Below are 23,749 nucleotides of genomic sequence, written 5' to 3'. Positions count from 1 at the left end.
TTTTGCAGAAGATAAACCTCATCTACGGCCGCTTCAAGTAAACCGGACTGCGCGCCGCTGGGATTATCATCGCACATTAACGACATAAAAAAGAGTCTGAACAATAATGAAGAACTTAGATTGGGCCAACCTTTCGTTCGGCTATATGCCGACAGATTACAACGTTCGATGCTACTATCGTGACGGCAAATGGGGCGAAGTGGAGATTTGCTCCGACGAATACATCAACATGCACATGGCCGCCACATGCCTGCACTACGGCCAGGAGGCGTTCGAGGGACTGAAAGCATACCGCTGTCCCGATGGCAAGGTACGTGTGTTCCGTATGGACGAGAACGCCGCGAGACTGCAAGGCACATGCCGCGGCATAATGATGCCCGAGGTTCCGGCCGAGCTTTTCGAGCGGATGGTGCGCCAGGTTATATGTCTCAATCAGGAATACATACCCACCTACGAGAGCGGAGCCACACTGTATATCCGTCCTCTGCTCATCGGCATGTCGGCACAGGTGGGCGTCCATCCCGCCACGGAATACCTGTTCCTCATCTTCGTGACTCCCGTCGGCCCGTATTTCAAAGGCGGGTTTGCCACAAACCCGTATGTAATCATCCGCGATTACGACCGCTCGGCACCGCTCGGCACGGGCATGTACAAGGTGGGCGGCAACTATGCCGCCAGCCTCCGCGCCAATCACATCGCCCATGAGAAAGGTTATGCCTGCGAGTTCTATCTCGACGCAAAGGAAAAGAAATACATGGACGAATGCGGAGCGGCCAACTTCTTCGGCATAAAAAACAACACATACGTCACCCCGAAATCATCGAGCATACTGCCGAGCATCACCAACAAGAGCCTCATGCAGCTGGCAGAGGACTTCGGCATGACCGTGGAACAACGGCAGATACCGGAAGAAGAGCTCGCCACATTCGAGGAAGCGGGAGCCTGCGGCACGGCCGCCGTAATATCACCGATATCATATATCGACGATCTCGACACCGGAACGCGCTACACTTTCAGCCGTGACGGCAAGCCGGGGCCAGTATCCACAAGGCTTTATAACCACCTGAGGGCAATCCAATACGGTACCGAAGAAGATAAACACGGCTGGACAACAGTCATCATAGAATAACAAATTAAAAAATTATCACCATGTTAACAAGTACACAGTACAAGAATTTGGCGCTGCAATCACTTAACAGCAAGTGGGGCAAAGGCGCAATCGTGACATTCATCTACCTTGCCGTTTCTGGCGCATTGTCTTCTTTCGATTTTATCAAGGAAGGCTTGGGTTCCGTTATCTCTCTTTTGGTCGGATTGCCCCTCGCATACGGTCTCTACTGCTTCTTCCTCGGGATAAGCCGCGACGAACCTGTGACAAACGGTAATCTGTTCGACGGTTTCAAAGATTTCAAAAGGATATTCCTCACCACTTTATTGCAGAACATATACACATTGCTGTGGACCTTGCTGCTCATAGTTCCCGGAATAATAAAGAGCTATTCTTACGCCATGACACCGTATGTGCTCAAAGACAACCCTGAGTTGAGCAACAACGCTGCCATCGAGGAGAGTATGAGAATGATGGAAGGTAAGAAAATGAAGCTGTTCCTGCTCGACCTGAGCTTCATCGGATGGGCCATTCTCTCTGTCCTGACACTCTGTATCGGTTTCCTTTTCCTCATTCCTTACATATATACGGCACGCGCCCACTTCTATGAGGACGCGAAGAAAGAGATTGCCGAAGTCGGAGCCATTGACTGATAAGCGCAGATGAGCAAAGGAAAATTAGAGAAATTCGCCGACATGGCGAAGTACGAGAACGTGTTCCAATACCCCTATTCGGTAATGGAACACGTTCCTTTTGAGCAGAAAGGCAAGTGGAGAGACTATTTCGGGAACGATAATCCGATAGTACTGGAACTTGGTTGCGGCAAGGGCGAGTATACCGTGGAACTGGCCAAGCTCTATCCCGACATGAACTTCATAGGCGTAGACATAAAGGGAGCGCGCATGTGGACAGGAGCCACGCAGGCTCTCGACGAGCGACTGGCCAACGTGGCTTTCCTGCGCACCAACATCGAAATCATCGATCGCTTCTTCGGTGAAGGCGAGGTGCAGGAGATATGGCTCACGTTCAGCGACCCGCAGATGAAAAACCCACGCAAGAGACTGTCGAGCACATACTTCCTCGAACGGTACAGACGCTTCCTGAAAGACGGCGGTACGATACATATCAAAACAGACTCGAACTTCCTGTTCACATACACCACATACATGGTGGAGCACAACGGCCTGCCGGTGCTGTTCCGGACGGAAGACCTCTATCATACCGATGGTATCGACGAGCAGACCAAAAAGATACTCGGCATACGCACATACTACGAGTCGATGTGGATAGAACGCGGACTGAACATCAGATACATGAAGTTTGCCCTGCCCGCCGCGGGCGCCCTGACAGAGCCGGACGTGGAGATACCGCTCGACGAATACCGGAGCTACAAAAGGCCTAAGCGGAGCGGACTGGCCACAAGCAAATAAACCGCCGCCGGAAACCGACGCCACCGGGGCGGCACGCCCTGCCATATAAAGACAATCCGCCCATTGCCGGATACAGGCATACCGATTTGAGGTATATTGAAACGGAAAAAGCCGAAAAGCGGTGAAAGAGCCATAACGGCACGGTATTTGCCTGCACACGGTAAACAAATAAACAATGAATGAAATGACACTATATCCCAAACTGATTCTCGACGCACTGGCAACAGTGACCTATCCGGGTACCAAGAAGAACCTTGTGGAAAGCGAGATGGTAGCCGACACGCCATCAATCAACGGCATGGCGGTGAAAATAGTACTGCTGTTCCCGCGCGACACGGACCCGTTTCTAAAATCGACGGTGAAAGCCGCAGAGGCAGCCATACACTACCACGTGGGTAAAGACGTGCAGGTGACAATCGAAACGGAGTTCAAGTCGAAACCACGCCCTGAGGTGGGCAAGCTCCTGCCGCAGGTGAAAAACATCATAGCCGTAAGTTCAGGCAAGGGCGGAGTGGGCAAAAGCACCGTAGCCGCCAACCTGGCAATAGCCCTGGCAAAGCTCGGTTACAAGGTGGGACTGCTCGACGCCGACATCTTCGGCCCGTCAATGCCAAAGATGTTCCACGTAGAGGACGAGCGGCCTTATGCCACGGAGAAAGACGGCCGCCAGTTGATCGTGCCCATAGAGAAATACGGCGTGAAGCTGCTGAGCATCGGTTTCTTCGTCAATCCCGACACGGCCACCCTCTGGCGCGGCGGGATGGCGAGCAACGCGCTTAAACAGCTCATCGGCGATGCCGACTGGGGAGAGCTCGACTACTTCGTCATCGACACCCCGCCGGGCACGAGCGACATACATCTGACCCTCCTCCAAACGCTCGCCATCACGGGAGCCGTAATCGTCAGCACGCCGCAGAGCGTGGCGCTGGCCGACGCCCGCAAGGGAATAGACATGTACAAGAACGACAAAGTGAACGTGCCCATACTCGGACTGGTGGAGAACATGGCATGGTTCACGCCGGCCGAACTGCCCGAAAACAAGTACTACATATTCGGAAAGGAAGGCTGCAAAAAGCTCGCCGATGAGATGGGAACGCCCCTGCTTGCCCAGATACCGCTCGTACAGAGCATCTGCGAGAGCGGCGACGACGGCGAACCGGCAGCCACCAAACCCGACACCGCCACGGGGCAGGCGTTTCTCGGCTTTGCCCAATCCGTGGTCACGGTGACCAACAGGCGAAACAAAGAGCAAGACCCGACACGAATAGTGAAGGTCAGCAGACAATGACAAACGGCCGTGGCCGGTCTTCCGGCAGTCGGCAAAAAAATGGATATCCACAACAAAAAATCCGCAGTGTCATCTGCGGATTTTTTGTTTTCGTGCCATCACGCATTCCCTATATGCCACTCATGTCACGGACACATATCCATACATCGACATCGGAAACACGGCAAAAGATGATTTCCGTATAAAAAAAATCATAAAAAAACGCTCTCTTTTTTTCTTGAAATAGAATTTCAAAACGCTACACACACATATACACAACACGATAGCGGGAGTGCCGCATACCGCCTAAAGACCGTTTCTTTTGCAACGGGACGCTCCTTGGAACGCGTTTAGCAATTGATTGCACTGCGTTTAGCCGCCCGTTGCAACCCAACGGGCGGCTAAACGCAAGGCAATAAGATACCCGTTGCATAAAAAATATCGGACAGACGCAACATGACTGGCGTAAAATCCAGGTCTTACATACGTATCGCCCTGACTGACAACCGTTTGTGTAAAACGGCGAAATACGGCGATATTTTCGGGCACGTGAGTCATATTTCAGAAAAACAAGAATATAAACAGCATATTGTAAACATTATTCACAATCAAGGAACAACTGTTTTATTTAAGTTTAAAAAACTTTAATTTCTCTCTCCACAAAAGCGTTATAGAATAATTTATAAGTAACTTTGCAATTTGATAAAACCAAATCTTCATAATCTAAAAACATACAGACATGGGCATACCCATCTCTAAAAAATTTGCCATCACCGGAGTAGCTGGATACATAGCTCCGAGACATCTGAAAGCAATGAAAGCATTGGATGCGGAACTGACCGTCGCCCATGATCTTTTCGACAGCGTGGGAATAATGGACAGCTACTTCCCGAACGCATATTTCACTACCGACGCCGATGATTTCAAAAGACATATCGCCACCGGAAATACAGATTTTCTCACGGTGTGCACCCCTAACCACCTTCATTGCAGCCATGTGATAGGCGGACTGCAAACGGGCAACGACGTGATATGCGAGAAACCGCTCGCCACCACGCCCGAAGAACTGCGAATGATGGACGACTGCCGGAAGGCATGCGGACGCCAGGTATGGACGATATTGCAGCTAAGGCATCACCCCGAAATAATAAGGCTGAAACAGGCGGTGGACGGCGACACACGGAAAGCCACGCACGACATAGACCTGACCTACATAACGCCAAGAGGAAGCTGGTATGCGGCGTCATGGAAAGGCGACCGCACGAAAAGCGGCGGACTGGTGGCGAATATCGGCATACACTTCATCGACATGCTCAACTGGATATTCGGCGAAACGGAACAGGTGGTGATGCACCACTATTCGGCAGACAGCGCTGCCGGAATGCTATACATGAAAAAAGCGCGAGTAAGGTTTTTCCTGAGCATCAACCCGGCGCACAGGCCGGTGCCGGCAGACAACATGATGACGCCATACAGGAGCATATCCATAGACGGGGCGGAGATCGACTTCACAAACGGGTTTACCGATCTGCACACCGCCAGCTACGAACATATATTGAAAGGCGAGGGCTTCACCATAGAAGACACGGCCATGGCCGTAAAGACACTGCAAGCCATAAACGGAGCCGAGCCGAAAGGGTTCGCAGGCGACTATCATCAGGTGGCGAAAACAAAAATAACGGAGTGACCGGCCACCTTGCGACAACTGAAAAAAGTTTTTATAAATCATACGCCTCAATCGGTTTCATGCACAACACGGACATTAAAATGGCAGACCTGTACTGCCAGTACACTGATACGGCCGGAAGTATAGACAAAGCCATAAAAGAGGTTATTGCCAACTCGGACTTTATCAAGGGCGAAGCCGTAGGTGAACTCGAAAGCAGGCTTGCCGGACTTCTGGACACAAAACACTGCATCACGTGCGGCAACGGCACTGACGCGCTATTCATCTCGATGATGGCGACCGGCATCGGACAAGGCGACGAGGTGATAGTGCCGGCATTCTCGTTCGGTGCCGTGGCGGAAGCCGTGGCCCTGCTCGGCGGCACACCCGTATTCGCCGACGTGGAGGCAGACACGTTCAACATGTCTGCCGACAGTGCCGAACGCATGATAACACCACGCACGAAAGCCATCGTACCGGTACACTTGTTCGGACAGCCGTGCGACATGGCGGCTATTAACGACATGGCGGCACGACACGGACTGACGGTAATAGAGGACAACGCACAGTCTCTCGGCTCGGAGTGCTTTTTTCCGGACGGCACACGCAAATACTCCGGCACGGCAGGACACATCGGATGTACGTCTTTCTTCCCGTCGAAACCGCTCGGATGCTTCGGAGACGGCGGAGCCATGTTCACCGACGACGACAGGCTGGCCGAACGCATGCGGGCATTGTCCAATCACGGACAGATACGCAAATACAACCATCTGCATGTCGGCGTAAATTCAAGACTGGATACAATACAGGCGGCCGTACTGCTTGCCAAACTGGGACATATTGGCGAATGGACCGCAAAACGCCGCAAAGCCGCCGAGTACTACACGGCCGGGCTGGCAGGACTCGACGGAACCATCATCACGCCGGCCGCACCGCCACACGGCACGCACGTATATCATCAGTATACGATAAGGCTTACCGACGGTAACAGCCGGGACGCACTGAAAAACAAACTGGCCGAAGCCGGAATACCGTCGATGATATACTATCCGATGCCGCTGACGGAACAACCGGCATACAAGAATATATGCCTGTCGGACAGGGGCGTGACACAGGCCGCCAAACTGTCGGAAACAGTGCTCTCGCTGCCGATGCACAGCGGACTTAAAAAAGAACATCAAGACACGATAATAGGCGTGATACGCCAATTCTGTAGGGGGGGGTAAAAATAAGGCAAGTCGGATAAACAGACGACAAGGCCCACGAAAACATATACGGAGACCGTATATTCGCACTACCCGAGATACCTATATCAAACTAATAATACAAACATATTATTACAATGACAGGATATTTTATCCACCCGACCTCAATAATAGACGACGGCGCCATGATAGGCGACGGTTGCAGGATATGGCACTTCTCTCATATAATGGGAGACACGGTGCTCGGCGCATCGTGCAACATAGGACAAAACGTGATGATTGCCTCAGGAGCACGGCTTGGCAACAACGTGAAAGTACAGAACAACGTATCCGTATACTCGGGTGTGACGTGCGAGGATGACGTGTTTCTCGGTCCGTCGTGCGTGTTCACGAACATCAAAAACCCAAGAAGCGCCGTTTCAAGACGCGGTAAATACGAAAGGACAATAGTGCGCGAAGGAGCCACGATAGGGGCGAACGCCACTGTCGGCTGCGGAATAGAGATAGGAAAGTATGCTTTCATCTGCGCAGGTGCCGTGGTGACAAAGTCGGTGCCGGCCTACGCAAGGATGATGGGAGTGCCGGCACGACAGACTGGATGGATGAGCCGATGCGGCCGCAAACTGGTATTCGACGAGAAAGGAGAGGCCGTTTGCGACGAGTCGGGACTGAAATACGTATTAAAGGAGGGCACAGTGTATGAAGTGGAGCAATGACACGGCATTGAGACGGCTTACAAACGGCGAGACGGCAATTGCCGTAATCGGTCTCGGCTACGTGGGACTGCCCGCGGCGATGTGCTTCGCCGGAAAGTTCAAAGTCATAGGCTACGACATCAATGGCAAAAGAATAAAAACACTGAAAGAAAAACACGGCACGGCAAACGGCAACATACTGTTTACCGACAGGGAAGAGGAACTGGATAAAGCATCGTTCCACATAATAACCGTACCCACACCGACAGACAGTGACAACAAGCCCGATCTGGCACCGCTGCTCGACGCCACAAAGACGGTGGCACGGCACATAAAGCCGGGAGACTGCGTGGTGTACGAATCGACCGTGCACCCGGGATGTACCGAAGACACGTGCGTACCAATCATCGAGAGATATTCGGGACTGGAACAAGGAAAGGATTTCAAGACTGGATACTCACCGGAACGCATAAACCCTAACGACACACGACACCAGTTCAGCAACACACCGAAAATAGTATCGGGCAACGATGCCGACGCGCTCGAACTGATATCAAACATTTATTCGTCAGTCATAGACTCACAAGTGCACCGCGCACCGTGCATAAAAGTGGCGGAAGCGTCGAAGATGCTCGAAAACGCACAGCGAAACGTGAACATCGCTCTGATGAACGAGATGTCGGTACTGTTCTCGCGGACAGGCATTGAAATGCGTGACGTACTGGAAGCCGCGGCCACCAAATGGAATTTCGCACGATACACGCCGGGACTTGTGGGCGGACACTGTATCCCGATAGACCCGCACTACCTCCTGGCGTTTGCCGACAAAGCGGGAGTGGAAACACCGGTACTAAGAACATGCTGCGGAGTGAACGACAATATGGCGCGATATGTGGCAGAATCACTGATCGGCCTCATACGGACAACCGGCAGAAACCCCGAGGAGGCAAGAGCATTGATAATGGGATTTACGTACAAGGAGAATGTCGGCGACATACGAAACACGCTTACAGCAGAAATTTTCAATATACTGACCAAAGCCGGCATAGCCACCGACATAACGGACCCGCATGCAGATCCGAAAGAAGTATCGGCCATGTACGGCATAACGCTTGCCGCTGAGCCGACCGGCAAATATGACATCATAGCCATAACGGTGGCTCATGATGAATACAAAGCGCTCGATGAGGATTATTTTATCGGGCTGTCGGATGGTAACGCCGTGCTCGCCGATATAAAATGGATATATAAAGACAAGATAAAGTCACTGAGATATTGGAGCCTTTGAGATAAACCAGTTGTATGTTTAAATTCGTCCGTATGCCAGAAACGCAGAGTCTACCACTACGATCGAACCGTGATACAACCGACCGCAGGGCAAAAGAAAATACCGGTAACAGCCGCACCGTACAGGCCTCGTGGCTCACTCTGGCCGGATTTATGTCGCTGAGCGTAGGTATTATAACGGCAGCCATACTCAGCCGGTTCATGACAAAATCGGAATACGGCACATACCGACAGGTCATTTACATATACTCCACACTGCTGATAATATTCTCACTGGGACTGCCGAAGGCATACTCTTATTTCCTCGCACGGATACCGAGAGACGAGGGCCTTGACATGGTGAAGAAAATAAGCATGCTGTTTATCGGCATGGCAGCCGTCTTTTCCGCCGTATTGCTGTTTGGCGCCGACACTATAGCCGGCCTGCTGGGCAACCCTCCGCTTGCCGAGAACCTTAGATACTTCGCCGTCACCCCCATACTCCTCATGCCGGTGATGGGTGTGGAGAACGTACTGACGGTATACAAGATGTCTCGGGTGGTGGCTGTCTATGCCACCGTAAGCAGGCTCTTCATGATTATATGCACCGTATTGCCGGTGGTAATGATAAAAGCTGACGCCAAACACGCCGTCATCGGATTTGTAGTCTCGTCGGTGATAACCTGTATTTCGGGATACATTCTGATAAGACTTCCGTTCCGAAATACGGTCCAAAGAAAGACAAAAACAGGATTAAAGGAAATCATAAGGTTCTCCAAGCCCGTATTTACTACGACCGTTTACGGATTTGTCATCAGTTCGACAAGTCTTTTTTTCGTAGGAAGATACTTCGGCGCCGAAGAGTTTGCGATGTTCGCCAACGGTTACAAGGAACTTCCGTTCGCAGGAATGATAATCAGCGCAGCCACCGCCGTGCTGCTTCCCGAATTCTCAAAGATGCAAAAAACAGGAGCCATGAACCGCGAGTTCATTTCCCTGTGGAAATCTGTCGTATACAAATCGCTCTCCGTGATATGCCCGTTGTCGCTCTTCTGCTGCGTATTCGCAAAGGATATAATATGTACCATATACGGAACGGAATACTCAGACGCGTCGGTATTGTTTCAGATCATCACGATGATAAACCTCACATACGTCATGCCATACAACACCATCATGCTCGCACTTGACAGAGGCAAAGAGCTGGCGCGTGCCTATATGCTGGCGGCGGCACTGATAGTGGGGCTGAATATAATGTCTGTAAGCCTGTCTTTCCACTCCATCACACTGATAACCTTGATACACACATCGTGTATCCTGCTATGCAGGGCAATGCTCATGGCCGTCATATCGCGTTCGTTGAATACCACCGTCGCCAAACTCGTGCCGTGGAAAAAGAGCATCAGAATACTCACCGCCTCGGCGGCAGCATGTATCATCGCCGTATTTACGAGATATCTGCTCGGCAATATGCACGGAATAGCAGGTCTGACGACAGGTTTCTGCATTTTCATCATGACATACTGCTTCATCGCCGGCATGGCGAAAATCGACTACAAAGAGATTTTCCGGCCTATAATATCAAGGATCGGAATATACAAAAACAACATATCCGATGCCGGATATGCCTGAAACAGATATTAAATAAACGACAATAACATGAATATTCTTATCGTAAGCAACTATTTCTGCCCTTCCACAACCATAGCGGCATATCGTATAGAGGCTTTTGCCAAATACCTGAAAGAAGCCGGTCACGATATAACCGTAGTGACGGAATGGGATGAAGAGAACCACATCAAATGGCACGGATGTGACGTTCATTACGTTAAAAATCGCATTGCACAAAAGGCTTACTTGGAAAAGTGCAGAAATCTACATAAAAAATGGACTCTAAAGAGAATGGCAAACGCCATTCTTTCACGCGCACTACTCGACCCCTCGATATTGTCTTGGAACCACTGGGCTTATAAAAAAATCGTCGAGTTATTCAAACACAAGCATTTCGATGTCGTATTAAGCTCATACCCGTTCTTGGCTTCGCACCTGCTTGCCCTCAAACTAAGAAAGAACGGATACAAATTCTACTGGATAGCGGACATGCGCGACGAGATGTCCAAGTTTTATTTCGGACCTCCTTTCTACCGCCGACGTATCCGCTCGTATGAGCATGAGATACTGGACTCAGCCGACGTTACGGTATCCGTGTCAGCCCATCTAATCAAAGACTTCAAAGCCACATGCGATAACGGAAGGTTTCTCGAAGTAAAGAACGGATACGACTATGATGAAATACATGACGTAACATTCCAGCCTCAATTCACGATGTCATATATCGGGAACCTCTATAAGAATTTAATTACACCGTACAACTTGTTCAAAGCATTCAACGAGCTTATGGAAGAAAGGAAAATCCCTTCCGACAGTAAAATAAAAATAGTGGGAAACACATACATAAAACTAAATGTTCCCGATAGTATCAAAGATAACGTCATCCAAATAGACAGGGTATCCCACTCGGAAGCCATCAGAATGTCGACAGAGACGGATGTCCTGGTAGTAATACACCAAACGGGAAGAAAAGGAGTATACACGGGAAAGGTCTTCGACTATCTTGCGACAAACAAACCTATACTCGCGCTATGCGACCCTAATGACGTGATAGCCGAATTGCTCGACGAGACCAAGACCGGCTTTACCGTAGACAACGACGATATTGAAGGAATAAAAAGGAGCATCCTAAAATGTTACTCTATATGGAAGAACAAAGAGGTGCTGCCAAGAGACTGGGAGAAAATAAAACAGTATAAACGCAAGAATCAAATAAACATACTGGCCGACTACCTGGCCGCGCACAAGGATGAGGTAGAGAGTAAAAAGGCTTAGAGAAAATATCCGCATATAAAAAAACGGATGGGACGATATTGATGGATAATGCGACTATATATCAATGTTCAAAAGAACTGCCGATATACCGGTCGCATTATTTTCGTTTGATACCGCAATAGAACATGTATCGAAAGACAACGATTTTGCGTCTCCCGAATATCCTTTACCCGATCACCATGCAACGGAACGATATCAAAGGCATGAGAAGACATCATCTGTCTTTCCCAACACCATGCCTTAACTTACGGCGGACAGCCCGCTTATGCCTCAAATCGCGCAAACGGCGCATCAGATTGGCACGTGAAAGATATATCTGATAGCGATATACGCCACATGCAAGACAGAAATAGACCACGACATGCAGCCATAGCATACGATACTCGGTCACCACATCCGAAAGGCCGGCACCCATGGAGTTGACCCGCACAAAGGCACGCACACCGAATGTTGACGGGAATATCCACGAAACAGCCTGCCAAAACCACGGTATATCGCTCTGAGGCCATGACACACCAGAAAGAAACAGCAACGGAACAGACATGAAAACGACAAGCAACATTACATTCTCACGATAACGGATGAGGCACGATACCGTCATGCCGAAGAATACGCAAGCCAACAAATAGGGCAACATTACGCCTAAAAGGTCTGCCGGACGCGAGAGAGCGGCAAAGCCGAAAATCCTCGGTACCACAAGAGTGAGGTATGCGGCGGTAACAGAGAATATCATCATATAACACAAAGCTTTGCCCAATACGATACGGAATACCCCGCGATAATGCTTGCTTATGGGTATCAGTTCCTTATAACCGTTTGTCTCCCTGGCTGTTCCGGCAGCGAGACCGATGCCGAGCACGAGTGTCTGTTGCAGTATGAGCATAAGAACCCCCGGCAATATGAAATTACCGTAACCGCCTGTAGAATTGAAAATGGGAACCTCCTCATACGCCAGCGGCATTCTCATTATCTCATCCTCACGGTCTGTCTGATTTCCGGAAACAGCCACCTGTATATCGGAATTCATCTCCTGAGATACCAACAGGGCAGCCTGGTATACGGCTTTATAAGTCAGCATAAGACTCATATCGCAATAAACGCTCACTACCGTCTGCTGCATCCGTCCCTGACGGGTGGAGAAATCGGACGGGATATAATAAATACCACGCACTTCCTGACTGCTCATCAGTGCCTTGGCCTCATCCATATCCGTGGCATGACAGGCTATTCTCACATCGGGCGAGGCATCGCAACGGCGAATGAAGTCACGGCTCAACGCGCTATGGGAGTTGTCTACCACGGCAACAGGCACCTCATGCACCACTTCATTGTTGTACACCCACGAATAAAGAAGAGGATAAGCAATCGGAACGATGAGGAAAAAGATTATCACCCCCTCGTCTTTAAATGTGTTTCTCATCTCCTGCCACCACACATAACAAGCGTCGCTTATTCCTTCGGCAATTCTTGATAATGGTCCTTTGTCCTTCATACGCCTATGGTATATAAACATAATTGAGCATGGCCTTCTTCAATTTAGGCAACACAGCCAATGGCAACAACGCAAAAACGGCAAGAGCCACTATGTGCGGCATGGCATCGACCAGCGGGAAGCCATTGAATATCGCCTGCTGGTATATCATGAAATAATGACGCAGCGGAAAGAGCCACGACAGAGACTGCAACGCCCCGTCCATGCCCATGACGGGAAACGCCGAGCCGGCCATGGAGAAACTGAGCACAGCCCAAAGCGAACAGGTACTCATCGACAGGCGCAATGAAGGCATAAGACCGAATATGAACACGCCGAACCCCTGCGAGGCAAGCACCATCAGAAGTCCCGAAAGCACAATAGGCACCATACCTCCCGGATGCGGGAAATCGAGAATGCCATACACATAATACATATATCCGTATGTGACGGCAAGAAAGACGATGGTCTGAGGAATTATTTTACCGGCCATTGCCACCGGCATATTATTACCGGACAAAGCGAGCCAGTGCTTGGAACGGCAGAATTTAAGTTCTGTTCCGAGTGAATAGGCCGTTATCAGAAAGGCGAACAGCATTATCATACCCGGCACAAGCACCGTACTAAGATATACATTATAGTTCGTCCATGGGTTCGACGGTTGATGAAGATCTATCAGTATGGGCTGCAAGAATGTCTTTATCTGCTCAGGGGTGTATCCCCTCGCGCTCATGGCTGCCTGCGCCACCGATGCCGAACCAAGTGTGGATATTGTCTTCAAGTCACGAAACAGCAGTGCTCCTGATGTCAACGACGTCAAACTGTAATAGAAAGAAATCTTCGGTTGCCGGCTCGACAAAAGCTTGCCTGCCGTACCTTTCGGAATGTATATAAACGCATAAATCTCGTTTCGCTGTATGGCAGCGCGAGCCTCGGCCACGCTTTCATAGCGTGCAACGACCCTACTGGTCTGGAAAGCATCGAGATTGCGTATCAGTTTGCGGCTGGTTGAGGTATTGTCAAGGTCCACTACGCCCACAGGCATGTCCTGGGGCTGGCCTGAATCCATGAGCGACGTGAAGAAAAACATGGTCAGCAACGGGAATACCACCATGCAAAACCAATACATCGGGTTTGAAACCATGATGCCTACCTCACGCCGCGACACCATGAGCACATTTTTAATATATCCCGCCACACTCATAACAAAGCCCCTTGACAGCCAATTACAAATCCTTTATGATGAGCGACATACCGGGGCGAAGACCATCCACCGCCTTAACGGGACGGGCTTTCACCTCAAAAGTCTTCAAGTCGTACTGCCCGTTGGCTTTCGTCGCCTTCCATACGGCATAGCTGCCTTCGTCTTTGATATAGTATACCTTCATACGAATATCTTTACCGAATGCCGGAGCAAAGGCCGTAAACTCCTCTCCCACCTTCATGCTTTTCAAGCGATCCTCACGTACATTGAACGTACCCCACATATCGTTCATCACCGATATCGTCATTATCGGCGAGCCTGTACCCACCAGCTCACCGACCTTCGGATATATATCTGTCACCTCACCGTCTGCCGTGGCAGTCTGAACCGTCTCGCTTATATACGAGTTTACCTCATCGACAGCTCCCTTCGCACGGCTCACCTGTGCCGCGGAAGCCATCTTCTCTTCTTTTCTCGCCCCGTTGCGAGCCATGTCATACTGGCTCTTAGCAGCCCGCTCCTGCGCTTCCATAGCTTTATAATTGGCGTAAACCTCGTCACGCTTCTGTGCGCTTATCACTCCCTCATCAAACAAACGCTGCATACGCTCATACGATTTCTGCGCTATATCCAGTCCGGCACGAGCCTGTTGCCACACCTGATATGCCCCGCGCACCTGCTCGGCGCGCGCTCCGGCGTTTGCCATTGCGTCAAGAGCGGCGGCGGCATTCTCCGCCCCCTGCGCCTGCTCCATCTTCGCCCGCACGTCGGGAGCGTCTATAATGGCCAGCGTATCGCCCGCTTTGACGAAGTCGCCCTCTTTCACACGCAGTTCAAGAATACGGCCGGGCACTTTGCTCGACACCCTGTATTCCGTCACTTCCACTTGCCCTTGAATGAAATCCGGTTCACCGCCAATGGTAAAATAACCTATCAAGGCCACGATTAACACCACTGCCGTAAATCCCGCTATGGCATAAAGTATGCTGTTGTGCTGTGATTTTGCTGACATAACTATATGTATTAGTAAAATTTTGGTAGATTATTGTTCCAACGTGCCGAGAGCCTTACGCATATTAACGTCGCTCAGGCGGATATCAATCTCCGCGTCAATCTTCTGCGAACGTGCCTGCAACCATGCAGTCTGCGCCTCCATCACCGTGGTGGCAGGCATCACACCCTCACGAAATCCCACCTCGGCACTGCGCAAGTTCTCCTCGGCACGCTTCACATTGCTGTCGGCAAGTGTCAGACGCTTAGACGCCTCGCCAACCTTGAAGGCGCTTTGACTTGCCTGCAGCTCTATCTTTTCACGGGCCTCGGCCACCTCAAGTGCCGCAATAGCAGACGCACCTTTCGCCGCACGAACCTTATAAGCCACGTCGCCCCAGTTCCATACCGGTATACTCACGAGCACACCGACATTCCATACTCCGCCGAATTTCTTCTGATAACCGTCGTAAACATTGGGGTTCGTCACCGTATAACCGCCCGTAAGCCCTATCTTCGGCAGGTTTCCGGATTTCAGCAGATTTACCGCCTGCTTGCTCATGTCTGCCATAGCCTGAAGCACATGTATTTCCGGACGATTATCAGCCGCCGTCTTAACAGCGGTTGCTTCCACCGGAACCGCCACAGGCACTATGTTATCCTTGTCCTCATCGTCCGTTATCAGTTCCGTATCCACGGGCAATCCGCATTGCTGACAAAGCAGCATGCGCGACAGGGTCAGTCCGTCATTGACTTGAAGCAGTGTCATTTCCGCCTCATTGACCTTCACGTCAACCCCAAGTCCCTCGGCACGGGTAGCCACTCCCTCGGCAATCATCTTATATACATCGCCGCGCAGTTTTTTTGTCAGGGTGAGATAACTCTCTGCCAGTTTCTTCTTGTGCTTGAGAGACACGACTGTCCAATATGCCTTGTCGGTGTCGTATATTGTCTGCTGGCGTACCGCCTCGGCTGTTCCGGCGGCCATCCGCTCGCCTATATCGGCCATGCGGTTAACCGCCTTGATGCTTCCTCCCATATATATCGGCTGCGTAACGATCACCGAGCCGGCAAAGATATTGCGAGTGTCGGTACGGAAAGCGTCCACGAGGCTGCGGCCTCCGGCGTTGAGCATTGCCGCGGCACTGTTTATGTGCTCATTGAAACCGCCCGCTATCTGCTCAATGCTTGTACCGAGAGCGCCAAGTTGCCCGTTTATTGCCGCAAGCTGTTCAGGAGTCAGGGATGCGCCCGCATTCTGCAAGGCCGAATTTATTCCGTTTGCGGCTGTTGTTCCGATGTTCGACAATGCCGACTTCTGGTCTCCGTTGAGAAGCGATATCTCACGGCTTGTATACATATAGCTCCCGAATGCGTGTATTCCAGGAAGATATTTAGTGCGAGCCGACTTGCGTATGTTTCTCGCCATGTCTTGCTTGACCTCCGATATGCTCATCTGCTTGTTGTTGCGCAAAGCCATGGCACGACAACTGTCTATGCCGACAGGCTGCCCGGCAGCGACTTCCAGCACAGGGAACGACATAAGGAATAATGCAGCTAAATATCTCATAGGCAAATAATTACTTATCATTTAAAGGTAAAATTGCGTGCGCCTATCATGTTTCCGTCTGCGAATATGCTCACGTTGTATGTTCCGCCTTCGAGATAGTTTGTTATGTTCCAATACGTGATGACCGACATTTCCTCTCCCGTATATTCTATGTTCTTCGTCATTGAATACTCTATCTCACGGTTCTCGTAGGCGAATGTACCTCCCGTACTGCCCAATATAGAGCCGCCGGGGGTCATTATACGCACGTATATGGTGCGTATTCCGTTAGGGGCCGTCACGTTCTTTGCTATGTTGAATGATACTTCTATCGTCTTGCCGTCCTTGATTTTCTTGGCCGGCTTCTTACGCTTGTTTCTTACCACCATGTTGATCGATGTTGCGTCGAGCTGCGACGCTATTGCCACTTTCTCCGACAGCGACGCCTTTTCGTTGCTGAGTCCCTCTATCTGGCGCGTGGCCTCGGCATACTGGTCCTTTACTCTGTGATTCTCATCCATCAGGTTCTGGTTCAACCGGTTGAGCGAGTCTATCTGCAACACATAGCTGCGGAGCACCATACGCACCGTGGCCAGTTCTTTTTTCAGTCTTGTTATCTCCCGGGCGTCATCGCTTTTCACACGCTTCAACTCTTCGAGAAGCCTCTGCGTGCGCAACTGCTCCTGCGTGAGCTGTGCCACGATAGAGTCGTTGTTTATCTGAGCTTTCATCTCGCTGTACTGACGGGCAAACTGCTCATACTCGTTTTCCATCTCTTTCTTTTCAAGGTTTGCCAGTTCCTGCATGTCGCGGTTGGCCTCTTTCTGCTCATTGAGATTAAAAACGAGGAATATCACCGCCCCTATGAGAAACACTAAAACACCTATCAAAGGTATAAGAATCTTCTTGTTCATATCTAAATATTATTATTCTCGAAAACGGTGCAAATTTAAATTATTTTGCCGAGACAACAAAAAAATTGTTTTTATTAAAAGGAAATAAGTATTTATTTTTAAGAGAAATACGGAAAAAAAGAACTTTTTTTACATTAACCCGAATATCCGTCATTTCCCGACTGCCGCCATTCAAGCATAAAGCGACAACCCGGCATCACCTGAATAGAAACGGCACCGCACCATGAATAAAAACGAAAAACGCCACGTGACAATCAGGTTAAAATGACATAACGCGATCGGCACGCACAGCATATATGACAATCGCAGGCAATATCGGTCGATATTGCCTGCAAACATTCAGTCTTCATCCTCTTCGGATACCGGTATGTCCATTATCGGCAATTGCCGGTCTATCGCCGAGTTGAACGATATTATCGTCTCGCTACGTGCCAGTCCGAGCGGCTGCAACTTGTCGTGGATGATGTTCAGCAAGTGATGATTGTTGATGGCGTATATCTTGATGAACATGTCGAAATCTCCCGTGGTGTAATGACACTCCACCACTTCGGGAATATCCCTCAGCTTTTCCACCACCTCGTCGAATTTCTCGGGACTGCGCAGGTTAAGGCCGATATATGCACATGTCTCATACCCTATCTTTTCCGGGTCGATGACAAACTGCGAGCCTTTCAATATTCCGAGATTGGTTAGTTTCTGTATTCTCTGATGTATAGCCGCGCCGCTCACATTACACGCCCGAGCGACCTCCAGAAACGGTATTCTGGCATCGTCGGCTATCAAACGCAAAATTTGTTTGTCAAGTTTATCCAATTTCTGATTTGCCATTTTAATTGATATTTACAGGCACAAAGATATAACAAATATCGCATATTCGCAATAAAACCGTAAGTAATATTACGGTTATTATTATAAATCATCATTCTTTCTCTTCCTGTTCTCCCGAATATACGATGTTGAGAGCATAAGATTTGCGCAACGCCTCTTTCACGTCACTTATCAGCCCCATCGGCACCGACCTGTCGGCACTTATGCTCACTTTCATGTTTTTAAGGTCTTCGGGAGACATCCGCGAACGCTCGGCCGCTATATAGTCGGCTATATCATCCACGTCGGCCAACTTGTCATTGAGCTGTATACGTATGGCACCGGCATCACCTCCACCGGACGAAGCCCCGACCCTGCCTATATATATATGGGATACCGTCGACCTCTTTGCCAGCCTCTCGGTCTCCGAACCTTGCGGTACTGTGTATTTCACTTTCATCTCCACCTCGCGCATGGTCGTGACTATCATGAAAAAGAAGAGCACGGTGAAAATCATGTCGGGCAGCGACGAGGTGTTCAGTCCCGGCATACGGTGCTCACGGCGGTCGAACATGCTCATCTGCCGCCCCCTTCCGTCGTTTCCGATATACGCTGCGGGTATCGCTCGGCCACCATAGTCTTCTCTTTAGTGTCGCACTCGGCATAAGGCCGTCCATAACGCTGCCGTGCATACCTGTCTCTCAGGTTGTTGTATGCCGCCATTATGGCGTTCTGCATGGCGAAATACGTGTCGTAAGTTGCGCTTCTGTCCACGTGTACCGACAGTACGTGCTTCGTACGCTTGCTTTCCACAAACGTCTCGATCCGACGTACCAACTCTTCGGGCGTGATGTCTTCACCGTCACACGTAAGCCGGTTGTCCGCCGCTATGTCAAGCCTCATCATGTCGGAGCGCCTGACCACCAGCTCGGCCTCTTCCTCACTCTGCGGCGGCGGGGCAAGCCGACGCTGCAAACCGTTGTCGCTGTCTATCGAGGTGGTGACGAGAAAGAACACCAGCAACATAAAAGATATGTCGGCGGTGGATGTAGTGTTGAGTGCGGGCACCCTGCTTCGAATACGTCTCCTGAACATTGATCAACATTTTTTTGAGCTGCGACCGCCACGGACTATGCCCGACAGGCCGAACACCACACATATAACGGCAATGACCATGAGTACGGCAGATGTGTTGATAAACATGTCGCTAAGTTTCAACCACACGGCAGAGCCGTACATACGGCCGTTGATTTCCATGGGCTCCGATGAGCCGGAAAGAAACGTTATCAACAAAACAACCGCTGAAGTGCCTGCCGTGGAATACATGATGCGGGCCGAGGGAATTCCGTTGGACACCGCATCGCCGCCCATGCGGGTCTTTATGTCGCGTACAACCGACACCCCAATAAGCACGACAGCCAATACCACGAGGGTATATGCCAGCCCTATCAGTACATCGGTGAACATAGGGGCGTTGTAGTTCGGATTTTCCTCGTAAGGCACCGAAAAGCCGAACAGATAAAAAGCGCCGAATACCACGGCCGCTGCGACAATGAGCAACAGAAACACGCGACCGGCAATTCTATCGGCCGACATGTTGCCGATATTTGTCTTACCGGCTCTCTTCATCGTGACGGAGTTTGAATTTCATTATCATATCGAGCAGGGCTATTGCCGATTCCTCCATCTGCGACGTCAGATGCTCGATCTTAGATATCACATAATTATAGAAAAGTTGCAGGATGAGAGCCACGATGATACCGAATATGGTGGTTATCAGGGCCACTTTCATGCCCGATGCCACGATAGACGTGCTTATATCGCCGGCGATGCGTATCTGGTCGAAAGCCATGACCATGCCTATCACCGTGCCGAGAAATCCGAGCGACGGGGCTATTGAGATGAAAAGAGTTATCCACGAGCATCCCCGTTCGAGATTTGCTGACTGTACAGACCCGAAAGAGACTATCGAACGCTCTATGTTGTCTATCGGCTCTCCGATACGGGCAAGCCCCTGATAGCATATCGAGGCCACCGGGCCGCGGGTGTCACGGCACAGCTGCTTGGCGCCTTCAATGTCGTCTGCGGCTACTTTCTCCTCCAAGTCCCGCATGAACCGTTTGGCGTTTATCTCGGAAAGCGTCAGATAGATGATGCGCTCTATGCAGAAAGCCAGTCCCAGCACGAGAGCGATAGCCACGAGAGACATAAAACCGGCATTACCTTCTATGAATTTTGTTTTCAGCCGTGTATGAAAGCCTGTGCTTTCCTCTGCCTCAAGCCCGTCGTCCGAAAGATTGTCCGCTGTATCATCACTGATTATCCCGCTTGCCGAAGAGTCGCGTGCCACAACCGCCGCACTGTCTTCCGCCACGGTTTCCACCGTATCCTGTCTTGCCTGAGCACTCGCTAAGTCTGCCTTGATTAACAAAAGGAAACCGCTAATTGCCAAAACCGCAATTAATTTTCTCATTCCTTAAAATAAGCTGAATTGGTTTAAATAAGCTGATTATTTCTTTTTGCGGAGAGAGGGGGATTCGAACCCCCGAACCGGTTTTGCCGGTTACACGCTTTCCAGGCGTGCCTCTTCAGCCACTCGAGCACCTCTCCTAAAATCAGCGTCTGCGCCGCATACGACGCTTTTTGCGGTGCAAATTTATCCTTTTTCGTCCTAATTCATATATTTCACACGCTTTTTTTATAATTCTTTAAGGGAAAAGCCGGTTTATCGCCTTTGTTTTATCTTCCGGATATATCGGCAAATATATAGTGACAATCCTTGTTTGACGCATGTTTTTTCCTTAAATTTGCATGGTACGAACAATTCAAGGACAAAGAACAACATGACATTTAATTTACAAGACGGGCATCCATCCATGAATATTTATGCAATAATCGAAGACTATGAAATATGATATTGCCGCACGACAAACCGTCGTCCGCGTCTTTGTCACGCATATTATGATTTATCGGCATTTGCCGGCTGTCGTGTTTGCGGGGCTTCACCACTGTGTGAAGCCCCGCAAACACGTTTATACATGAATGGATATTTATGCAAAAACACATTTTTGCCACTCACATCCGGCTATCGGTTGCATTGCGTTTAGACGCTAGACGGAAGCCGTTTAGCGTCTAAACGCAATGCAACCGGTATCTAAACGCGACATAACGGGATACCGAATGCATGAACATGCCCCGATCACCATCATCTGCAGGCAAAGCGAGGTCACAACAAAAGGAAACATATCATTTATCAATGTTCGGAACACCGCTTTACATCCAGTCTTGCATAAATATGCATTCCGGAAGAGAACGGTTTTGCAGGAATTATGTTTACAAAAGAAAACGAACGAAGTTCCGGAGGGTTATGTGACAATACGAAACGACATTTCCTTAAAGCAAATAAACGCATTTCAGTATCGAAAGTTCCGCATGCCGGCGCATACATGTAAAAAAGAGACAGTCTTATTTGTCTATAAACCGAAATATACGCTCAGCATTGGCAGTTGTGGCACGGGCAATATCTTCCCCGCTGACTCCGTAGCACTCGGCCATCTTTCGAAGTACATACAGCGTATACGCACTCTCATTGCGCTTGCCGCGCATCGGCACGGGAGCCATGTAAGGACTGTCTGTCTCGAGGACGACCCTGCCGAGCGGCACAGATGGGAGCACATCGGGCAGATTGCTCTTCTTGAACGTCAGCACACCGCCTATTCCGAGAGCGAAACGTTCGAAACGCAACAGTTCGGCGGCCTCATGGGCATTGCCGGTAAAGCAGTGGAAAACGCCTCCCGGCAGTTCTTTCTCGTACCTGCGCAGCATGGCCACCATCTCGTTCTGCGCCTTGCGGCAGTGAATCATCAGCGGAAGGCCGTGCTCTATCGACCAGCACACCTGCTCCTCGAAAGCGGCAAGCTGCTCCCTCTCGTACTCACGGCTCCAATAATAATCGAGACCAACCTCGCCGACAGCTATATAACAGTCGGGCAACAACGCCTTTATGCCGGCCAGCACTGTGGCATAGTCGGCCTTCACCTCCTCGGGGTGCAGTCCGGCCATGGGATATACGAAACCCGGATAGCTGGCGGCGAGATTACGGGCAGCGACCGACGACGACAAATCTATGGCGGGAACGAACATGCGCCCCACCCCGGCCTCACGGGCACGTGACACGACCTCGTCACGGTCGGCGTCGAACTCTGTGCCGTCGAGATGCGTGTGAGTGTCTATATAGTACATATCAAAACAATGATTTCTTTCCGACAGCACGCCTCACGATAAATGTGACGCATGGTCTTACTTTTCCCTTTTCATCATCCCGGCAGTAAACCGGCGCAGGCTCTCCTTACGCTCATCGGCCACACCGACCATGTCGAGATACTTCCCGCTCTCGGCAAAACAGCTGTTTATCTTCTCCTCGCACAGCCGGCGGATGCCAATCTCATCGTATATAGCCGTGACGGCGGCTATCTTCTCGGCGCGGTCAAACTCTTTCATGCCTATCCACCGTTCCAGTTCGGCACGCTGCCTGCCGTCTGCCAGTTGCAAGGCGTTTATCAGCATGTATGTCTTCTTGTTTGAAGTGATGTCGCCTCCGATTGCTTTTCCGAACACGGCCGGGTCTCCGTAGACATCGAGCAGGTCGTCCTGCAACTGGAACGCCAGTCCCATCCGCTCGCCAAACTTGTAAAGATTATCCGCATCGGCGTCCGACGCGCCTGCCAGTATGGCGCCAATCTTAACGGCACAGGCCAGCAGCACGCTCGTTTTCAGACGTATCATCTCGATATATTCCTCTTCCCTGACATCGCTTCGGGTCTCGAAGTCCATGTCATATTGCTGTCCCTCGCCAATCTCCAAAGCCGTCTCCGTAAACAGGTCGAGCACCTGCCTCAACTTGTCGGGAGCACATGCGGCAATGCGTTGATAGGCTACCACGAGCATGGAATCGCCCGAAAGTATCGCCGTGTTGGCATCCCACTTGCGATGAACGGTAGGCCGACCGCGGCGCACGTCGGCATTATCCATCAGGTCGTCGTGGAGCAATGTATAGTTGTGGTATGTCTCTATGCCGCAGGCAGGCATGAGAATGCTTTCCGGATCGTCCTTATACAGATTGTAAGCAAGGAGCATGAGCACCGGGCGTATGCGCTTGCCGCCGAGCGAGAGCACATATTTTATGGGGTCGTAGAGCGACTCGGGTTTACGGGAGTATGGCAGATTGTCGATGAAATCGTTCACCATGCTGAGTATTTCTGCTGATGTCAACATATAGATAATGGTTTTAT

General features: G+C 50.4%; 22 protein-coding genes and 1 tRNA gene. 10 read left to right on the top strand and 13 right to left on the bottom strand.

Annotation, left to right across the window (positions count from 1 at the left end; translation table 11 throughout):
• Window positions 1-106 precede the first annotated feature (106 nt).
• The 10 genes from HPS53_RS10870 to HPS53_RS10825 all read left to right on the top strand — a co-directional run bounded on the left by HPS53_RS10870 (window position 107) and on the right by HPS53_RS10825 (window position 11,523).
• Window positions 107-1,129, top strand: a complete 1,023-nt coding sequence (locus HPS53_RS10870; RefSeq protein WP_104370160.1) for a branched-chain amino acid aminotransferase — start codon at window positions 107-109, stop codon at window positions 1,127-1,129.
• Window positions 1,130-1,149: 20 nt separating this feature from the next.
• A complete protein-coding gene (locus HPS53_RS10865) occupies window positions 1,150-1,761 on the top strand; it encodes a DUF975 family protein (RefSeq protein ID WP_104370161.1) in 612 nt (203 codons plus the stop codon).
• A gap of 9 nt (window positions 1,762-1,770) precedes the next feature.
• Complete coding sequence (gene trmB, locus HPS53_RS10860; protein ID WP_104370162.1) at window positions 1,771-2,538, top strand: tRNA (guanosine(46)-N7)-methyltransferase TrmB; 768 nt, start codon at window positions 1,771-1,773, stop codon at window positions 2,536-2,538.
• Between the two features lie 184 nt (window positions 2,539-2,722).
• Window positions 2,723-3,826, top strand: a complete 1,104-nt coding sequence (locus HPS53_RS10855; RefSeq protein ID WP_172206234.1) for an Mrp/NBP35 family ATP-binding protein — start codon at window positions 2,723-2,725, stop codon at window positions 3,824-3,826.
• 718 nt (window positions 3,827-4,544) lie between these two features.
• A complete protein-coding gene (locus HPS53_RS10850) occupies window positions 4,545-5,492 on the top strand; it encodes a Gfo/Idh/MocA family protein (protein WP_172206198.1) in 948 nt (315 codons plus the stop codon).
• Between the two features lie 80 nt (window positions 5,493-5,572).
• Window positions 5,573-6,697: a DegT/DnrJ/EryC1/StrS aminotransferase family protein gene (locus HPS53_RS10845; protein ID WP_253942884.1), complete on the top strand. Its 1,125-nt coding sequence runs from the start codon at window positions 5,573-5,575 to the stop codon at window positions 6,695-6,697.
• Window positions 6,698-6,813: 116 nt separating this feature from the next.
• Window positions 6,814-7,392 (top strand): acyltransferase, encoded by a 579-nt coding sequence (locus HPS53_RS10840; RefSeq protein WP_172206197.1) that lies wholly within the window; start codon window positions 6,814-6,816, stop codon window positions 7,390-7,392.
• The gene (locus tag HPS53_RS10835; RefSeq protein ID WP_172206196.1) at window positions 7,376-8,659 is read left to right on the top strand and encodes a nucleotide sugar dehydrogenase; all 1,284 of its coding nucleotides are present in this window, start codon (window positions 7,376-7,378) and stop codon (window positions 8,657-8,659) included. The genes HPS53_RS10840 and HPS53_RS10835 overlap by 17 nt, the downstream gene beginning before the upstream one ends.
• 32 nt (window positions 8,660-8,691) lie before the next feature.
• Window positions 8,692-10,269, top strand: a complete 1,578-nt coding sequence (locus tag HPS53_RS10830; protein WP_172206195.1) for a lipopolysaccharide biosynthesis protein — start codon at window positions 8,692-8,694, stop codon at window positions 10,267-10,269.
• A 27-nt stretch (window positions 10,270-10,296) separates the two neighbouring features.
• A complete protein-coding gene (locus HPS53_RS10825) occupies window positions 10,297-11,523 on the top strand; it encodes a glycosyltransferase (RefSeq protein WP_172206194.1) in 1,227 nt (408 codons plus the stop codon).
• 214 nt (window positions 11,524-11,737) lie between these two features.
• Here HPS53_RS10825 and HPS53_RS10820 read toward each other — a convergent pair whose 3' ends face one another.
• The 13 genes from HPS53_RS10820 to HPS53_RS10760 all read right to left on the bottom strand — a co-directional run bounded on the left by HPS53_RS10820 (window position 11,738) and on the right by HPS53_RS10760 (window position 23,732).
• On the bottom strand, window positions 11,738-13,015 hold the full coding sequence (locus HPS53_RS10820; protein WP_104370199.1) for an ABC transporter permease: 1,278 nt from the start codon (window positions 13,013-13,015) through the stop codon (window positions 11,738-11,740).
• A 4-nt stretch (window positions 13,016-13,019) separates the two neighbouring features.
• A complete protein-coding gene (locus HPS53_RS10815) occupies window positions 13,020-14,198 on the bottom strand; it encodes an ABC transporter permease (RefSeq protein WP_253942883.1) in 1,179 nt (392 codons plus the stop codon).
• A gap of 22 nt (window positions 14,199-14,220) precedes the next feature.
• Window positions 14,221-15,210, bottom strand: a complete 990-nt coding sequence (locus HPS53_RS10810) for an HlyD family secretion protein (protein ID WP_172206193.1) — start codon at window positions 15,208-15,210, stop codon at window positions 14,221-14,223.
• 30 nt (window positions 15,211-15,240) lie between these two features.
• Entirely contained in the window at window positions 15,241-16,758 is a 1,518-nt protein-coding gene (locus HPS53_RS10805) for a TolC family protein (RefSeq protein WP_172206192.1), read from the bottom strand.
• Between the two features lie 17 nt (window positions 16,759-16,775).
• The gene (locus HPS53_RS10800) at window positions 16,776-17,651 is read right to left on the bottom strand and encodes a hypothetical protein (RefSeq protein WP_172206190.1); all 876 of its coding nucleotides are present in this window, start codon (window positions 17,649-17,651) and stop codon (window positions 16,776-16,778) included.
• 339 nt (window positions 17,652-17,990) lie between these two features.
• Window positions 17,991-18,479, bottom strand: coding sequence for an Lrp/AsnC family transcriptional regulator (locus HPS53_RS10795; RefSeq protein WP_172206188.1), 489 nt, complete (start codon window positions 18,477-18,479; stop codon window positions 17,991-17,993).
• A 91-nt stretch (window positions 18,480-18,570) separates the two neighbouring features.
• The gene (locus tag HPS53_RS10790) at window positions 18,571-19,038 is read right to left on the bottom strand and encodes a biopolymer transporter ExbD (protein ID WP_172206186.1); all 468 of its coding nucleotides are present in this window, start codon (window positions 19,036-19,038) and stop codon (window positions 18,571-18,573) included.
• Complete coding sequence (locus HPS53_RS10785; protein ID WP_172206184.1) at window positions 19,035-19,553, bottom strand: biopolymer transporter ExbD; 519 nt, start codon at window positions 19,551-19,553, stop codon at window positions 19,035-19,037. Before HPS53_RS10785 ends, HPS53_RS10790 begins: the two co-directional genes overlap by 4 nt.
• Window positions 19,554-19,556: 3 nt before the next feature.
• On the bottom strand, window positions 19,557-20,087 hold the full coding sequence (locus tag HPS53_RS10780; RefSeq protein WP_172206182.1) for a hypothetical protein: 531 nt from the start codon (window positions 20,085-20,087) through the stop codon (window positions 19,557-19,559).
• Window positions 20,071-20,931, bottom strand: a complete 861-nt coding sequence (locus HPS53_RS10775; RefSeq protein ID WP_172206180.1) for a MotA/TolQ/ExbB proton channel family protein — start codon at window positions 20,929-20,931, stop codon at window positions 20,071-20,073. The genes HPS53_RS10780 and HPS53_RS10775 overlap by 17 nt, the downstream gene beginning before the upstream one ends.
• 49 nt (window positions 20,932-20,980) lie before the next feature.
• Window positions 20,981-21,068: transfer RNA gene (locus HPS53_RS10770), tRNA-Ser, on the bottom strand.
• An 855-nt stretch (window positions 21,069-21,923) separates the two neighbouring features.
• On the bottom strand, window positions 21,924-22,700 hold the full coding sequence (locus HPS53_RS10765; protein ID WP_172206178.1) for a TatD family hydrolase: 777 nt from the start codon (window positions 22,698-22,700) through the stop codon (window positions 21,924-21,926).
• 57 nt (window positions 22,701-22,757) lie between these two features.
• Window positions 22,758-23,732, bottom strand: a complete 975-nt coding sequence (locus tag HPS53_RS10760) for a polyprenyl synthetase family protein (protein ID WP_104370179.1) — start codon at window positions 23,730-23,732, stop codon at window positions 22,758-22,760.
• Between the last annotated feature and the right edge of the window lie 17 nt (window positions 23,733-23,749).

The sequence above is a fragment of the Prevotella sp. PTAC genome (genome assembly GCF_013166535.1).
In the GTDB taxonomy this organism is placed as follows: domain Bacteria; phylum Bacteroidota; class Bacteroidia; order Bacteroidales; family Bacteroidaceae; genus Prevotella.
Note: the sequence above shows the minus strand (reverse complement) of the source record. Positions and strands in the feature narration are given on the sequence as shown.

Coding starts and splice junctions, on each gene's coding strand:
- HPS53_RS10870 (WP_104370160.1), top strand. CDS start 107: ATGAAGAACTTAGATTGGGCCAACCTTTCGTTCGGCTATATGCCGACA.
- HPS53_RS10865 (WP_104370161.1), top strand. CDS start 1,150: ATGTTAACAAGTACACAGTACAAGAATTTGGCGCTGCAATCACTTAAC.
- trmB (WP_104370162.1), top strand. CDS start 1,771: ATGAGCAAAGGAAAATTAGAGAAATTCGCCGACATGGCGAAGTACGAG.
- HPS53_RS10855 (WP_172206234.1), top strand. CDS start 2,723: ATGACACTATATCCCAAACTGATTCTCGACGCACTGGCAACAGTGACC.
- HPS53_RS10850 (WP_172206198.1), top strand. CDS start 4,545: ATGGGCATACCCATCTCTAAAAAATTTGCCATCACCGGAGTAGCTGGA.
- HPS53_RS10845 (WP_253942884.1), top strand. CDS start 5,573: ATGGCAGACCTGTACTGCCAGTACACTGATACGGCCGGAAGTATAGAC.
- HPS53_RS10840 (WP_172206197.1), top strand. CDS start 6,814: ATGACAGGATATTTTATCCACCCGACCTCAATAATAGACGACGGCGCC.
- HPS53_RS10835 (WP_172206196.1), top strand. CDS start 7,376: ATGAAGTGGAGCAATGACACGGCATTGAGACGGCTTACAAACGGCGAG.
- HPS53_RS10830 (WP_172206195.1), top strand. CDS start 8,692: ATGCCAGAAACGCAGAGTCTACCACTACGATCGAACCGTGATACAACC.
- HPS53_RS10825 (WP_172206194.1), top strand. CDS start 10,297: ATGAATATTCTTATCGTAAGCAACTATTTCTGCCCTTCCACAACCATA.
- HPS53_RS10820 (WP_104370199.1), bottom strand. CDS start 13,015: ATGAAGGACAAAGGACCATTATCAAGAATTGCCGAAGGAATAAGCGAC.
- HPS53_RS10815 (WP_253942883.1), bottom strand. CDS start 14,198: ATGAGTGTGGCGGGATATATTAAAAATGTGCTCATGGTGTCGCGGCGT.
- HPS53_RS10810 (WP_172206193.1), bottom strand. CDS start 15,210: ATGTCAGCAAAATCACAGCACAACAGCATACTTTATGCCATAGCGGGA.
- HPS53_RS10805 (WP_172206192.1), bottom strand. CDS start 16,758: ATGAGATATTTAGCTGCATTATTCCTTATGTCGTTCCCTGTGCTGGAA.
- HPS53_RS10800 (WP_172206190.1), bottom strand. CDS start 17,651: ATGAACAAGAAGATTCTTATACCTTTGATAGGTGTTTTAGTGTTTCTC.
- HPS53_RS10795 (WP_172206188.1), bottom strand. CDS start 18,479: ATGGCAAATCAGAAATTGGATAAACTTGACAAACAAATTTTGCGTTTG.
- HPS53_RS10790 (WP_172206186.1), bottom strand. CDS start 19,038: ATGAGCATGTTCGACCGCCGTGAGCACCGTATGCCGGGACTGAACACC.
- HPS53_RS10785 (WP_172206184.1), bottom strand. CDS start 19,553: ATGTTCAGGAGACGTATTCGAAGCAGGGTGCCCGCACTCAACACTACA.
- HPS53_RS10780 (WP_172206182.1), bottom strand. CDS start 20,087: ATGAAGAGAGCCGGTAAGACAAATATCGGCAACATGTCGGCCGATAGA.
- HPS53_RS10775 (WP_172206180.1), bottom strand. CDS start 20,931: ATGAGAAAATTAATTGCGGTTTTGGCAATTAGCGGTTTCCTTTTGTTA.
- HPS53_RS10765 (WP_172206178.1), bottom strand. CDS start 22,700: ATGTACTATATAGACACTCACACGCATCTCGACGGCACAGAGTTCGAC.
- HPS53_RS10760 (WP_104370179.1), bottom strand. CDS start 23,732: ATGTTGACATCAGCAGAAATACTCAGCATGGTGAACGATTTCATCGAC.